Below are 13998 nucleotides of genomic sequence, written 5' to 3' on the forward strand. Positions count from 1 at the left end.
GCCAGATCAAAATTGGCGGGGGATCCGAGAATTTAGTTTGTGGCTTTGATGCGTTTCGAAATCTGGCTCATCAGCAATTCAACGCTGTGTTTATCCATGTCCTTTGTTTGCTTGGCATCGACAATGGCCATGAGATGCTCAGCAGGAACACCAAGTGCGTCTTTCAAGAAGGTCGCAACCGGCTTGCCCAACCAGCGCCCTGCATCCACCAGTAGGGTCGTTTCATGTTCCTTGATCTTTGCGGTGTCCTCTGCGGTTTTCTCTGGCTTTGCTTGCAATTTTGCCAATTCTTCCTGCGCTTCAACACGATCCTTAATTTGCTGTGCAGTTGCACGCGGAATTTCAGCCCTGAGATCTTGCAGCAACTGATCCACCACCAATGCAGGTTCGCGCTGAATAATCATCTTCACAACAGCTTCTTTCTGTTTCTCAGGTTCGCTGTTGGGAGGCAGGTTATATTTGTTCTGCAACCGGGTCATCTGCTTGTCTGTGATATTTTCACTCATATAGTTTTGCAGCGCATGACGGACCTGGTCCTTACTGTGTTGGCGATTGGCCTCAAGCCCGGTTTTAATCAAACTGTTTGTACCGCTCACCACGTTGTAGGCCAGAATAGTCGTTACAAAGGCAGCAGGCGCCCCACCGGGTGTAGCCGCTGTGCTTACAAACCCAACTGTAGCGGAGACATCCCGAATAGTATCCAAAAGAGTCGAAACACCATCATAGACTTGTTTTTTACGATCCAAAGTTTGCGACGCAGCGTATTTGGCATTCTCTACAGACTCCGGCATCTTTTCGTCAGGAGCGACCAGATCTGCAGCTTTCTCATACCCGTCCTGCATTTGGTTGCGATATTCCGTGGTCTTGTAAAGCGTATGGGCATCCTGAACGAGCTGGAGAGTAGATGCCAAGGCTGATACCGTCCCCAATGCACCAGGAATAGCTTGATTCACCAACGCTCCTGCACCTGATTCAGCAAACGCTTGGCGGGCCGCATTCAGATCTTCAAGAATGCCTGCTGTGGCCTGCTGATTGTTGCTGGTTCTTATAACCCCGCGGATTGCGAGTTGAACGCCTTGTATTGCGCCAACATTGCCTACAACATTGTTGATAGGTGCCATGGTCTTAGACACTTTTTCCTTGGCTCGCCCTTCTGCCTTGTCCAGCAAGCGTTCGCTCAAAAAATGCATAACTTTCGAACGCTCTTTAGCCACGGTACCTTCGATGTTTTGATATTCCCGTTCAAGATCTGTGGCTTTATCCCGCGCTTCGGCTTGCGCAACGTTGCGAACTTCAAGACCAGCATTTTGATACTTTTCAGCCACGTTGAAATTGCGCGTCGCAGCAGCAGGTCCAGCACCTGCGAGTTGGGCACCACGACGTGCATATGTCAGTGACGAAGTATCAGCGTTCTGGCCCAGATTGGTGGCAACAACATTTACGGTTTGACCGGTGAGCGCTGAACTATTCGCGACATTGCCCGCAGCGCCTTGAACAAGACCACGAACGCGTGCATCAGAATCCACTGGCTTAAACGTGGCGTTATATGCGGCCCGCAGTCCAATGCGCGCTTTTGTAGCTGCCCCAGGAATTGGCATCGCTTTATCCGCAGCTACACGAAGTTCACGCGGCCATTCCTCACGCGGTATGTTCTTACTGCGAGGTTGGATCTCTCCATCTTTCTCTTCAACAGCGACATCTTGGAGCAAAGTCTGCAAATCATCAGCCGATACATTTGTTTGAGCAACAAATTGCTTCAATGTTTCAGGCCACTCCGATTGTTCACGGAGTGCCCCCGTATCCCCGTCACGTGGGACGTTTCTATCAAAGAACCCACCAATTTCAGTGTCAGGTATCAGCGCAGCAGGAATGATATCACGTGCGCGTTGCTGAAGATCCGCCGGCCAGCGCTTGAACGGGATATTCAGACCCTTTTGTACCTGTTGATCAATCTGCTCAGAGAGCTTTTGCAGTTTTTCCGCATCATTTTGAGGAGCACGAATTTTTGCATTGCGCTCTACCGTTTTCATACGGGAGCCCAGTTTTTGCAAAGCAAGGATCGCACGGTTCTCTTGACGCTGTGCAGTCTGCGCAGGTGTCTCTTCCTGCTTAGCTTGCTGAGCTTTAATGCGACGATGCCAAAGCACCTTACCCCGTTTTTGCGTGGTATAATCCTTCTTCAATTCAAGTTCATCGACCTTCACACCCAAGGTTTTGTCTTCCAGCATCTTGTCAGTCATATTGACAACCAGCTGTTTCAAAATCTCCTCAGCCTTATGTTTGGACATATCGTCCAATTTAGTGTCTGCCGGCAACAAATCTGGCGCAACTTTGTGCTCGATCGCCTTCTGTAAAATCGCTTTTATTTCGGTCTGAGGCAATTTGGCCTGAACAAGATCACGGACCTGTTTGTCAGATGCACGCAACAGTTTTCCATAACGTGCAAGACCTAAAATCTCCATTGCGGCATGAGCTGCCTGATATTGCTTTTTCTGATCTAGCTCTTCGGTTTCTTTCTTTTTCTTATCATCTACAGCAGTGCTCAACCCTGCAGCAGCAACACCCGCACCCAACAGGTTTTTGCCCAGCTTTTCGATGCGAGTTAGGAGATCTTGTGCATCCGAAACAGACGTCAGTACCCCGTCATCGGGAATCTCTTCAGCCTCTGCTTTGAACCCCAGTTCCACCAGCTGATCCTTGAGCAGCTGGCCAAGCTCCGCTTGTGTTGGCTGCCGGGTCTTCACACCCTGTTGGCCAAACTGAATGTTCGGTTTCATCCGATTTTTCAATCCTCGTAACCGGCTGCGTTTTTGTTCAGTCGCATCTGTTTCGCGAATTAGCTCAACGGTCAGCACTGGCTTGTGCTGACCCTGTTCAAAGTTGAGGAAACCAGTCGCCAGATTTCTAAGCCGCATTGCTTTTTGTTGCGTCGATTTACGCCCTTCGGTTTGCTGCAGGGGCTCGTTGTTACGCAGATTTGCCTGGGCGGCACGACGCGCACGCTGGTTTGTCTTGCCTTCGGTGGCAAGAGTATACCCTTTGTCCTGCATTTGCGTGATATCTTCGCTGACATCCCGCATATTGGCACGTATCTCTTTCTCATAGGTGGCTATCTGCGCATCAATTTTTTGACCAACTTCACGCATCTTGGGAACTTCTGACGACAGCATCTTGTCCAATACCACATCCGTGAGAATGGCGTGTATGCGGTCCAGCTTTCCCAACATCGCTGTGCCAATATCCGTATTTTTAGAAGCGTGTAACGCAGCACGTGCCACAGTCTCAAGTGCAGGTAGAGCACGTTCAAGATCTTCGGCATTCTTGGTAAGTTCAGAAATCTTTTCGTCGCGAAAGGTACGTTCACCTGGTTCGGTGTCGATACCATCCACAACCACGGGCAAATCCGCCTCAGGTTTTCGAACAAAATCGTTCTGTCGGATCGCGCCATCCACACGCGCCAATGCAAGATCAAGCCGTTCAATATGCTGCATGGTGACATCATTTGTATCCATGCCAAGGTCAGCGGGCGCAACATCAACCAAGATATCATCATTTTTGGTAGCGACCGCTTCACCTGCTGCATTCAACCAAGCAGGGTTGATCATATTGGTCTCAAAACCAGCTTCTTTGGCAGCTGCATCAAATCGTTTGAGCGCCTCCAAATCTGGAATTTCAAGCAAATAGGCACCATTTTCTGAAACCTGCGGCACAAATTCACCGGCAAATGCAGCGACACGATCGGACGGGATAGTTGCCGCAATGGGAAAATACGCCGTTTTACTGGCTTCATTCGCACTATCCATTTGCCCATCAGGAACAAAAGCCTTGAACCCTAACTCATTTCCGTCTTCGGAAATCTGTTCTGCAGCTTTAGATAAAGTTTGCCCTACATGGACTTCAAATTCTGTCAGATTTTTCTGCGCAGGCGTCCCAACTGTCGTACTGCCCAAGTGTTCTGCATGTGCTGTACGTGCATCCCGAGCCTCTGTTTCAAGAGTCGTGACAGTCGCCGGTCCAGCATGGCGTGTCACAAATGGTCGTGGGCGTTCAAGGCTAAAGCTTTCTTGCTCACCTTTTGCATTTTGTAGCGAAATTTCCTGTCGGCCACTCTCATCCGTTTTCATGTGATCACTGTGAGGAGAGGCCGATAACAAACCAGGCCCAGAAAATGCTGCGTCTTTATGAGAAAGCGCCTGATAATCACCGGGAATATTGGTCAATGCCATGATCGGTTTGTCATCACGCAAAAGCGATGCTTCAGTCGCCTTCTCGTACAGACGATATTGGCCCGTGTTTTGATCATGCTTAGCAACAAACGTAACATCGTCTTTGCGATTGGGGTAAGTTGCTGTAAAGGTGATCGGCGGTTTCTCAACATTCTCTTCCACCTTAAGAGAACTTCCTTGCGCCAATTTAATCTCAGACTCTTTTTCAAGATCTGTCAGCCGCTCCAGATCAATCTGTACCTGTACCGTCCCGGCTCCTTCGCCGGTTGATGCACCAATGTTGGCTTTCTGCTGTTCAATCGGAACGGTTCCAGAGCCCAAAGTAGGGTCAGTCAGAAACAAAGCCTTCGTTGGCCCAGCAGTCGATTCCGCAGCACTAATGATACGGGTGTCTGCAGCGGGACGACCCTGCTTCATATGATATTGATGCGTATCGTCGGGACGCGCCCACACGATAACAGAATCTAACTTATCCGCCGCCTTTTGGACAGGTAACGACATCGGCGCGATATCTGCATCTTTTACAAGCGGCTTGGTCATCTCATCTGGAGCGCGTGTCTTACTCGCCGGCAATTCAGCCGAGCCCTCATCAGACTTTGCTACATTTAGACGTTCTGTATAACTAGGGCTGCGACGCAAACCCGATTGAGGCTGTATTTCAGATGTATCTGTCTCTGGCTCAGTATCTTCTGCCGTTTGCGTTTGCACCGCTTGATTGCCAGCTGGCCGGATCTCATCTGTCGGGGCCGCTTGTGAGGGCTCAGCCCGTGTGGCCTGAGCCTCATTAGTTGGCGCCGCCTGCGCAGCTTCATCTCTCACGGCTGGGGTGGTACTTTCAACGGATGCCGGGCGTGTTTGGTCTTGTCGTGAAAACACACTGTGCAATTCTGAAACAGGTTTTTGCTGCTCTTGCACCACAGCACCACCGTTTGTTTGCACATTATCCTGAAAACGCACACGTCTTTCTGGCACGCTGGCACTGGCAGACGCATCCTCACTTTTCGCGCCGGTTGCTCCATCGCCAGCTTCAAAAACCGACTTCAATTCCGACGCTGTTTTTTGCGGTTCCCGGAGAACATTTTCATTGTTTGAAGGACCAGCATCCTGAAACGTTGTGCGCCGATCAGTCACAGAATGCAGCGGTGTCGCAGGCACTTCTGATTTTTGGCTCGCAGCAGTGCCCTCAAAAACAGATCGCAACTCGGATGTTGTTTTTTGGGCCCCTTCAAAAACGTTTGGGTTGGCACCCTTAATCGCTTTTTCAAGCTGCGTGCGCCGTTCGGCAACGGATAGGCCAGCAGGTGTGTTATTCGTTGGTTCACTGACGGTCTCTTGCTCACCTGCATCGCTTTCAGAAACAATCTCTTCCTGCGCTTCAGTTTCATCAAGCGGTTGAAGTTCCGCGGTTTCAGCCTGAACAGCATTTTGAACATCTTGAGCCTGCTGAGGCAAAGGCGACAAACTTTGCGTTTGACCCTGAGCCTGATCAGCAGCAGCGGCTTCAGCTTGAAGCTGTTGATACGTCACAGGAGCGAGATCGGCGGATGGAGGAAGCGGTGCCGCTGGCAATTCCAGCGAAAGACGAGGCGCGGTACTTGGATTTGGAGAATCCACGGCGCTGCCCACTGAAGATGTTCGACTATCGGATCTTGCAATATTCTGTGTCGCGTCCATAAAAGCTGCCTCAAGGGTGAGAAATGTAAAAGGAATAACACTAGAAAAATTAGATCGAGTTTGTCGAAAATTCAGATAAATTTTGTTTATAAGTAGTTTCTAAGGCTCTGTTGCATAGATTACTGCATGAGGGCACTTTGGAACTTGATCTGTCGTGAGAGCGACAGTCATGATTGATTTCAAGCCGCGTCATCTCATTGGTGAGGTCAAGGCGCTGATCTGCCTGCTGGTATTGCCGTTACGGCGTCGGCCGTTGCAACCTTGAGACCAAGATCGTCGAACACCGTGTCAGCCTTGATCACAGCACAATTTTATCGACTGCACTCATGTCCTAGTTACTTTCCCTAATGTTGTCGCAGCGTGATGCCACAAGACCTCTATTCAAAAAAGTCATATGGGATTTACGATCCATGTGGCCGTCGCATGGATCGTTGTACACTCTAGGCTTTTGTTCAGAAAACCGGGCGATCTGGGGCAACGGAACCCGATGCTAATCAGGATCCTCCACGACCAGATATCAATCGGTCTGTCATGTGCGCGCTTGTTCAAACTTGCCCCAGGCCTTTTCGAAGCTTGCAAAGTCAAAGCCCTCTTCCCGAGCGACATCTAAAATGATGCTTTCTGTGTCTAATAGTTTTGTGATGGCGGCTTCTAACGCTGGGATCACATCATCAGGCACCACAATGGCACCATGTTGGTCAGCATGCACAAGGTCGCCATCCCGAACTGTCATGCCAAAGATTTCAACCGCTGTGCCAATTTCTTTTACATGTACAAATCCGTGGCTTGGACCGATCGAGCCTGCAATCACCGGATAGCCCTCAGGGACATCTCCCAAATCGCGCATCACACCATTGGTCAGGGTTCCAGAGATCCCAAATCCCTTATGAATGGTTGTATTGATCTCACCCCAAAACGCACCGATGCAATCCGGAAAATCGAGATCTTCGATCACAGTCACTGCCGGGCGCGGGCCTTCTGCCATGTGTTTATAATAGGACATGCGCCGCGCCTTGATAACATCAGCAGGTTCAGTTGGCGCATGAACCGCAGCAATTTTTGCGGTGCGTGCATAGCCAACGATCGCCCCTTCATCAGGGGCAGAACACAGCATGGTGCCACGGGTGAAATCATTGAACCCGCGTTTGCCCTGCGCCACTTCGATAGCATTGCAGACAGTGGGGGTATCGACAGATTGAAGCAGTTTCATCAAGGATGGGGTCATGTCAGCTCTCAAGCCAGCGCAGCAGCGCGGCGGTTATTTGTTCCGGTTGTTCAAGCGTCGGCAAATGGCCTGCGCCGTCAATAATATGCAATGTGCTATTGGGCAGAAGATCATGCATCAAGTGATGACGTTCGATCGGGCACAGCGTGTCGTCGCGCCCGCAGAGGACAAGCGCGGGGCGTTCAAAGGCGCGCAGGGTGTCGCATTGATCTGGCCGGTCTCGCAAAGCGATCGACTGGGACAAGAAAACTTTAGGGCCCAGATCCATTGCCATAGCCATACACAGATCCAGAATGCTTCCCATATTGGGGCCCTCTGCCAGATAGTTGGGCTTCATCTCATCACGCATAACACGGCGTAGATCACCGTTTCGCGCGGCTTGCATCTGTGGGTCGCGACGGGCTTTGATCTCTTCCTTTTCAGCCAATGGGTTGGTATCGAGCAGGGCCAGTTTTTCTACGCGCTCAGGCGCTTGCCGCAGTATCTCCATGGCCACTATTCCCCCCATCGACAAACCTGCGAGGGCGAACTGCGGCGGTGCGGTGGCTAGGATCTGCGCTGCCAGCCCTGCAACACTGTCGTGCCCAACCAGCGGATAGGACACAAGAGGCACACGCCCCGACAACGAGGCGATCTGGGGGGAAAACAGCCGTGCGTCACACATCATGCCCGGCAACAGAAGGAGGGGCATCATAGGCGTTTGGAGGCTAGGGCTGCGCCCTCTGACAGGGATTTCAGCTTGGCATAAGCGATGTCTGGGTCAACCGCGCCAAAACCGGCAAACGTGCCAAAACCACAATCACTGCCCGCGACCACGCGGTCTGCGCCGACAATTCCTGAAAAGCGTTCAATGCGCTGTGCGACCAGATCGGGGTGCTCAACAAAATTAGTAGTAGTGTCGACAACTCCGGGCACCAGTATCTTGTCGTCGGGGATTTGGCTTTTGCGATCCCGGAACACTGTCCATTCATGCGCGTGGCGTGGGTTTGAAGTCTCAAACAGCAGGTACTGTGCCTTCGTATTCATCAATGTCGTAAACACGCTGTCCATTGGAATGTCGCAGCAATGCGGGCCTTCGTAGTTGCCCCAGCAGATATGCACGCGCACTTTTTCAGCCGGTACATTTTGCAGCGCATGGTTCAGCGCCTCAACGTGCATATCGGCAATCTTCAAGAACTCGGCTTCCGACAAATCGTTGAACAACATATGTCGAGACAAAGCCAGATCAGGACAATCCAGTTGCAAATCCAGACCTGCGTCAACGATGGTTTCATATTCTTCCTTCATCGCATCCGCCAATGCGGCCAGATAAGCATCGCGCGTTGGGTAGAAGTCGTTTTGAAGGAAGAGCGAAACCACCCCTGGTGAGGCCGCATTCATAAAACCATGCTCCAGACCCTGATCCGCCATGGCGGATTTCAGATTGTTGATGTCCTTGTTCAGATCATCTTGCCCTTTGGAGCGCACCTCGCCCGTGCACATGGGGCGGGCATATTGCGGGGTGCCGCCGCCGTCAGCCAGACGTTTCAGGAAGCTTGGAAACATCTTCAAATCCGCGGGCGCATTGCGCGGGCTATCACCGGAAAACCCTGTATAGCGGTCTTTGACGTAGGTCGCGTATGAGATTTTTGAAGTCTCGCCGTCGCTGATAATGTCTACGCCAACCTCGGCCTGTTTGCGGACGGTTGCTGCAACCGCAGCTGTCATGCAGCTGTCAGAGGCGCCCATGTCATAGGGCTGCGCATTCTCGCGCGCAAAAATGAAATCCACCACGTCCTGCGTGCGGGGCAGAGAGCCCACATGGGTTGTCTTGATTTTTGTCATCTGGGCTCTCCGCTTGGTCAGTTGCCGGTCCAGGTCATGCCGGGGACGTCGTCAGTTGCAGTTACACGGTACAGGCTGCATTCACCAGTCATTGCCGGTTCAAGGCTATAGGCCTCGGCTGCGTGGATTAGACTGGTGTCGCCAGGGTTGAGAATTTCGGATCCCCCGTCCCAACGTAGATGCCAATGGCCGCGCATGGGCATCAACACAGTCGGTTGGATCGCTGTGATCATCTCAGCACCAAGGGAGCCACGTGTCAGGAAGTCGACCTCAAATCCCGGTTTGTCACGCAGCATAGCATCAGCGCCGATCACTTTGGCAGGCTTTTTCCCAGCCATCGCCATCATGTCCCAGTAGCGCGCAACATAGTAGGGCACCACGTCTTCAACCGGGGTCTCAGGAAAAGCTTTCAACTGCTCTTCGCTCAACAACGGCATGGGACCAACGTTATGGGGCAGCTTCTGACCTTTTTTACTGTCATAAAGCACACCGTTTTCGCCCAGCATCAGGCCGTGGGATTGTGCTTCTTCAATCACTTGCGGCGCCCAAGTGACACCGCCCCCTGCGTCATCACCGCCCAGAATGGCCATGATCATACCATAGTCAGTGCCGATGTTTTCAAAACCCCGGAAAATCCCGGTGGGGATGTTGAAAATATCGCCTTCTTCGGCCACAAATTCTCCCGCATCGCCATAACGACCCCAGAAAAAACGCCAGCGGCCTTTAAGAACAAAGAACACCTCGGCTGTGGTGTGGCTGTGCAGGGAGTTTCGGCATTTCGGAGGCTGGCCTGCGGCACCAATGTTAAAACCGATCTTATCGGTCAGATGTACGTGCTGGTCGGGGCTTTCAGAGACACCTCCACCGATAATGGTAAAGTTTTCCTTTTGATCGCTGCCCGGCGTGTGGGCGTCGATAAAGGCGGTTTTGCAGGGGCGCAGTTCGCCATAGCGAACGATGCGAGAGGAAATGGAAGATGTGGTCATGGTGTTTGTCCTAAGCGTAGAAATGATGTGTTGGGTCCAAGTTTGGAAACGTCACATCATCCCCGGCGGATGCAGGTTAAGCCTGCGCGCGCGCAGGCTTTGACGATGCGCGTGATAGCGGCGCATCGCTTGCGTTTCATACAGCCCGACGCGCGCGACGGGCTTTGGGGTGCAGGTCGACATGTCAAAACGTCTCGGTCTGCAAGAGGATTTGTTTCCACACTGCGATTTCATCAAACAGGGTGTATTCGCGGCGGATCTTCGGCTCACCCGCAACCAGCGCGCCGTATTCGGCATGGCTGATGCCCAGCACATACACATCGGCACCGGTCGGCGCACCAAAGGCGCCCCAGCCTTCGTGTTTGCCCTTCAGGCTCCAGCGGATCGCAGCGCGAGGCGGCATCATGGGATCATCGCGTCCAATCTGATGTTCGATGGTGAATTCAGCATTTGGAAAGGCGGCGCGCAGGCTCATCCAGAAAGTATCTACTGGCTGCCAGCTGTGGCCGGTTTCACCGCCTGGATATTCGCTTTGGACGGCGCGATCATATGCTTCTGGGATCACAGCAAGATCCGCTGTCATGATCCGATTGAGCACCTCAGCGTAGCGCGCACCCCATTCGTTATCATTGCCGCGCCCTTTGTAGGGACCTTCAAGATCATTGGCAGGTGTCAGCGGTTTGATGCAGGCTTCGGGCCCACCCTCGCGAAGGATCTGATCACGCGCAAACTCTTTTGCGTCCCAGCCCATCTGCCGCACCACAGCGGAATTGTCACGGATCAGCCATTCGTCGTTGATGGCATTGTCGATGGCATGGCAGTCCGCCAAAATGCGATAGGTTAGTTTGGCACCTGTGGCTTTCCCAAAGGCACCGTCGCCTGTGTGGGTCGCAGTTGATAGAATCCGGTGCGAGCTTAGCATCCCGTCTTCGGGTGTCCCTGACCAGATTACATCTTCACCAAAGAGGGTGCGGTCGGAAAATTCTGCCAGCGTCGCCATAGTGGCGCCGATCACCCCTTTATTACCAGTCGATACCGATCCCGGCATACGTACGACGATATCTGGTGCGTAGTATTCGTGCAGGGTTGCAAGGCCGCGATCTTCCCAGATTTCTTTGGTGATCCCAACGATATAGTCGGGGAAGTCGCGGAATTTGGGGTTAAAACCCTTCATTGGTAGATCCTTTGGTATTCCATCCTTTCGGCATGCGCGCAGAGGTGCGCACAACCAAAGGGCTGTCTATAGCCACACGCCTGGGCATGGCCGTATCTGGGGTTGAAATGAGATCCATCAATGCGTCTACTGTCTCTGCCACCATCAGATTGGCGCGTTGACGCATTGTGGTTAGGTTATACGCAAGCCATGCAGCAGGAGGCACATCGTCATAGCCGATGACCGATACATCCTCTGGCACCTGCAGGTTCAGCTCAAACCGCAATACATCCATCACGGCAAACGCCATGTGGTCGTTGGCGACGAACACCGCATCGGGCCGCAGGTTGGCAGGTTTATCAAACAAGTCGCGCGCAGCTTGTCGGGCCAGTTCAGTATTGAAGTCTCCCACGGCATAGGCATGAAGCTTATGCCCCGCCGCTGCAAGGCCCGCACGAAACCCGGCTTCGCGGTCGCGTTGAGTGGATGCACCTTCCCAGCCCGCAATATAGGCGATCCGTTGATGCTCTCCCGCGATGAGAAATTCGGCCACTGTGCGCCCACCTGCATGGTTGTCTGACGACACCGCGGTGATGCCTTCGATATCTTGGCCCCGGTTGAAAAGAACCACTGGCACTCCAGCTTGCTGGCATCGCGCGGAAATGTCAGATGACATGGCAACCGAGGCCATGACAATGCCATCCACCTGATAATCCAGAATCTCTTCCATCACATCATCAATGTTGTCGGCGGTCTGCTTGGTCATGAAAACAAGCACGTGATAGCCCTGTTCCTGCAAAGCATTTGACAGGAGCTCCAGCGTTTCTGGGTAAAAGAAGTTTTCCAAATAGGCGACTACAAGCCCGATGATCCGGCTTTTACCTTTGACCATGGCGCGCGCCAACACGTTGGGCCGATAGCCCAGTTCACGCGCTGCAGCGCGTACTTTGTCGGCAGTTTTCTGCGAAACCGACGCACCCGGTGTAAACACGCGCGATACGGCAGACTGGCTGACCCCAGCCTTTTGAGCGACCTGTAGGGATGTGATCTTTGCTGCCATCAACCGGCTGTCCAACCCCCATCTATCAACATAGAGGTTCCTGTTACCATGGCTGAGGCATCCGAGGCCAGAAACTGCACGGCCCCCATGATGTCTTCGACTTCACCGACACGGTCCAGTTTGATTTTGCTCAGGATCCACGCCAGCCGTTCAGGATTGTCGAATGTCGCTTCTGTAAAAGGCGTGCGGATGAAGGTTGGGCAGATCGAGTTGATACGAATGCGGGATTTGCCCCATTCCATCGCCATGGATTTGATCATGCCCTCTAGCCCGTGTTTTGAGGCGCAATATAGCGCCCGATCAACACCACCTGTATGACCCATCTGGCTGGAGATATGGATGATTGATCCGGGCTTACCCGCAGCCATCATCGTTTTGGCAGCTTCAGCGGATAGAAAATAAGCCGAGCGCAGATTCACATGCATCACGGTGTCAAAATCGTCAAGCGTGGTGTCCACGGCGGCACTGTGGCGGGCAACGCCTGCGGAATTGACAACCACATCAAAGGCCTCGCGCGCCATTACATTTGCCACAGCGGTTATATCGCCTTGATCTAACGGCAGGGCACTGACGCTCCAGCCCTCAGCTTTCATAGCTTCCACCGCCGCATTTAGTCGCTCGGCTCCGCGCGCGGCACAGACCACATGAGCACCTGTTTCGGCTAAGGCAATGGCACACCCAAGCCCAATGCCAGATGAGGCGCCGGTGACCAACGCTTTCTTCCCGGTTAAGTCAAACGAAGGGGTGCGCGGCAGATTTGTCATCATTTCAGGCCATCTGGTAAAGACAAGGGCACAATCGTGCGAGCCTTGTTGAATTCATTGAGGCGGGTAAAGACATCGATGCCCAGTTGATCATACACGTGTAAGAGATCCACAAGCACCCAGTTTTCCCGAATTCTACCACCCTCGACACGCCAGAAATCGAGCGACCGTAGAGAAATTTTCTGGTTCGTAGGTGGCAGTCCCAGCCAGCCTGCTTGGGATAGAGTTTGAACCATGTTGGGCCAACCCGTAACCGCAGCATAAGGGCCATCGCCAAAAAAGTGATGGGTGCTTTCGTCTGGGAATTGGCCACGATCTGGCATAGCGTTCAAAAACGGTATTTGGTGCCAATTGCGAAACCCAGAAATGCCGCGCGCCGTGCCAATCCCTGCTGGACCATACCAGTTCATTCGAGGATGCCAGAACTTGTCAAGTTCCATCACCTCGGGACCGCCCTGGGCCGGATGGCGGATCAGGTGGTTCAGCATGTCGATGATCAGACCACAAGATGTTGTGCTTTGTTCAACGTCACGCGGGCCTGTAATCAGGCCGTTTTGGGGGGCAGGCGCCGGCGCAAGCCATTCTCGCCCTAGCGATGGAGCCAATGGCCAAGCCTTGGCCTGCATCATCATTTCGGGAATGTCCCAGATGGCTTGCATTTCAACAATGCGATTATCTTCGAACCGAAAGAATTCGTGAAACCGCATAGCGACTTGATGGCCTGTGGGGGGAATGTTCAGCCAGGGTGCCGTGAATACGCCGGTGTAGTAGCCGCAACAGCCAACCCAATCATTGCCCTGTTCGTCGGGGCCAGACATGACGATGTAGTCCCGCCGCTCCAGATCGGGCAGGGCTGCAAATAATGGTTTATAAGCCGTTTCATACAGTGCTTTTGGACCGGTCAAATCACCGAATGGGTGACACAGATGAGCAATCGCATCACCGGTAAAAATCCGCTCCAAAGCCGCACGAACCGGGCTTTCGGCAAAGTCATACATCGCTGCCTGGAGAGGGGCGATCAGGGTTTTATGTTGGCTGTGTTGATCCATAGAGTTCGGTCGATTAGAGGAAAGGAGAGCCCCTAAT

The 13998-nt window shown here is 52.7% G+C and carries 10 protein-coding genes; all 10 read right to left on the minus strand.

Translation table 11 applies throughout. The annotated features are described in order from the left end of the window. Positions 1-32: 32 nt before the first annotated feature. Positions 33-5900 (minus strand): hypothetical protein, encoded by a 5868-nt coding sequence (locus BLP79_RS08550; protein ID WP_090218115.1) that lies wholly within the window; start codon positions 5898-5900, stop codon positions 33-35. A 529-nt stretch (positions 5901-6429) separates the two neighbouring features. After that, positions 6430-7125, minus strand: coding sequence for an RraA family protein (locus BLP79_RS08555; RefSeq protein WP_090218116.1), 696 nt, complete (start codon positions 7123-7125; stop codon positions 6430-6432). Position 7126: 1 nt separating this feature from the next. After that, positions 7127-7819: an alpha/beta fold hydrolase gene (locus BLP79_RS08560; protein WP_090218118.1), complete on the minus strand. Its 693-nt coding sequence runs from the start codon at positions 7817-7819 to the stop codon at positions 7127-7129. Then, positions 7816-8949 carry a cobalamin-independent methionine synthase II family protein gene (locus tag BLP79_RS08565; RefSeq protein WP_090218119.1) on the minus strand — a complete coding sequence of 378 codons (1134 nt, stop codon included), beginning with the start codon at positions 8947-8949 and terminating at the stop codon, positions 7816-7818. The genes BLP79_RS08560 and BLP79_RS08565 overlap by 4 nt, the downstream gene beginning before the upstream one ends. Positions 8950-8966: 17 nt before the next feature. Continuing rightward, positions 8967-9935 (minus strand): cupin domain-containing protein, encoded by a 969-nt coding sequence (locus BLP79_RS08570; protein WP_090218121.1) that lies wholly within the window; start codon positions 9933-9935, stop codon positions 8967-8969. 51 nt (positions 9936-9986) lie between these two features. Further along, positions 9987-10118: a hypothetical protein gene (locus BLP79_RS20155; RefSeq protein WP_269799315.1), complete on the minus strand. Its 132-nt coding sequence runs from the start codon at positions 10116-10118 to the stop codon at positions 9987-9989. Between the two features lies 1 nt (position 10119). Beyond that, complete coding sequence (locus tag BLP79_RS08575) at positions 10120-11109, minus strand: nuclear transport factor 2 family protein (RefSeq protein WP_090218122.1); 990 nt, start codon at positions 11107-11109, stop codon at positions 10120-10122. Continuing rightward, entirely contained in the window at positions 11096-12148 is a 1053-nt protein-coding gene (locus BLP79_RS08580) for a LacI family DNA-binding transcriptional regulator (protein ID WP_198511989.1), read from the minus strand. Before BLP79_RS08580 ends, BLP79_RS08575 begins: the two co-directional genes overlap by 14 nt. Further along, the gene (locus BLP79_RS08585) at positions 12148-12912 is read right to left on the minus strand and encodes an SDR family NAD(P)-dependent oxidoreductase (protein WP_090218123.1); all 765 of its coding nucleotides are present in this window, start codon (positions 12910-12912) and stop codon (positions 12148-12150) included. Before BLP79_RS08585 ends, BLP79_RS08580 begins: the two co-directional genes overlap by 1 nt. Beyond that, positions 12912-13961, minus strand: a complete 1050-nt coding sequence (locus BLP79_RS08590) for an ester cyclase (protein WP_090218125.1) — start codon at positions 13959-13961, stop codon at positions 12912-12914. Before BLP79_RS08590 ends, BLP79_RS08585 begins: the two co-directional genes overlap by 1 nt. Between the last annotated feature and the right edge of the window lie 37 nt (positions 13962-13998).

Source organism: Epibacterium ulvae (assembly GCF_900102795.1).
GTDB lineage: Bacteria > Pseudomonadota > Alphaproteobacteria > Rhodobacterales > Rhodobacteraceae > Epibacterium > Epibacterium ulvae.

Coding starts and splice junctions, on each gene's coding strand:
- BLP79_RS08550 (WP_090218115.1), bottom strand. CDS start 5,900: ATGGACGCGACACAGAATATTGCAAGATCCGATAGTCGAACATCTTCA.
- BLP79_RS08555 (WP_090218116.1), bottom strand. CDS start 7,125: ATGACCCCATCCTTGATGAAACTGCTTCAATCTGTCGATACCCCCACT.
- BLP79_RS08560 (WP_090218118.1), bottom strand. CDS start 7,819: ATGATGCCCCTCCTTCTGTTGCCGGGCATGATGTGTGACGCACGGCTG.
- BLP79_RS08565 (WP_090218119.1), bottom strand. CDS start 8,949: ATGACAAAAATCAAGACAACCCATGTGGGCTCTCTGCCCCGCACGCAG.
- BLP79_RS08570 (WP_090218121.1), bottom strand. CDS start 9,935: ATGACCACATCTTCCATTTCCTCTCGCATCGTTCGCTATGGCGAACTG.
- BLP79_RS20155 (WP_269799315.1), bottom strand. CDS start 10,118: ATGTCGACCTGCACCCCAAAGCCCGTCGCGCGCGTCGGGCTGTATGAA.
- BLP79_RS08575 (WP_090218122.1), bottom strand. CDS start 11,109: ATGAAGGGTTTTAACCCCAAATTCCGCGACTTCCCCGACTATATCGTT.
- BLP79_RS08580 (WP_198511989.1), bottom strand. CDS start 12,148: ATGGCAGCAAAGATCACATCCCTACAGGTCGCTCAAAAGGCTGGGGTC.
- BLP79_RS08585 (WP_090218123.1), bottom strand. CDS start 12,912: ATGACAAATCTGCCGCGCACCCCTTCGTTTGACTTAACCGGGAAGAAA.
- BLP79_RS08590 (WP_090218125.1), bottom strand. CDS start 13,961: ATGGATCAACACAGCCAACATAAAACCCTGATCGCCCCTCTCCAGGCA.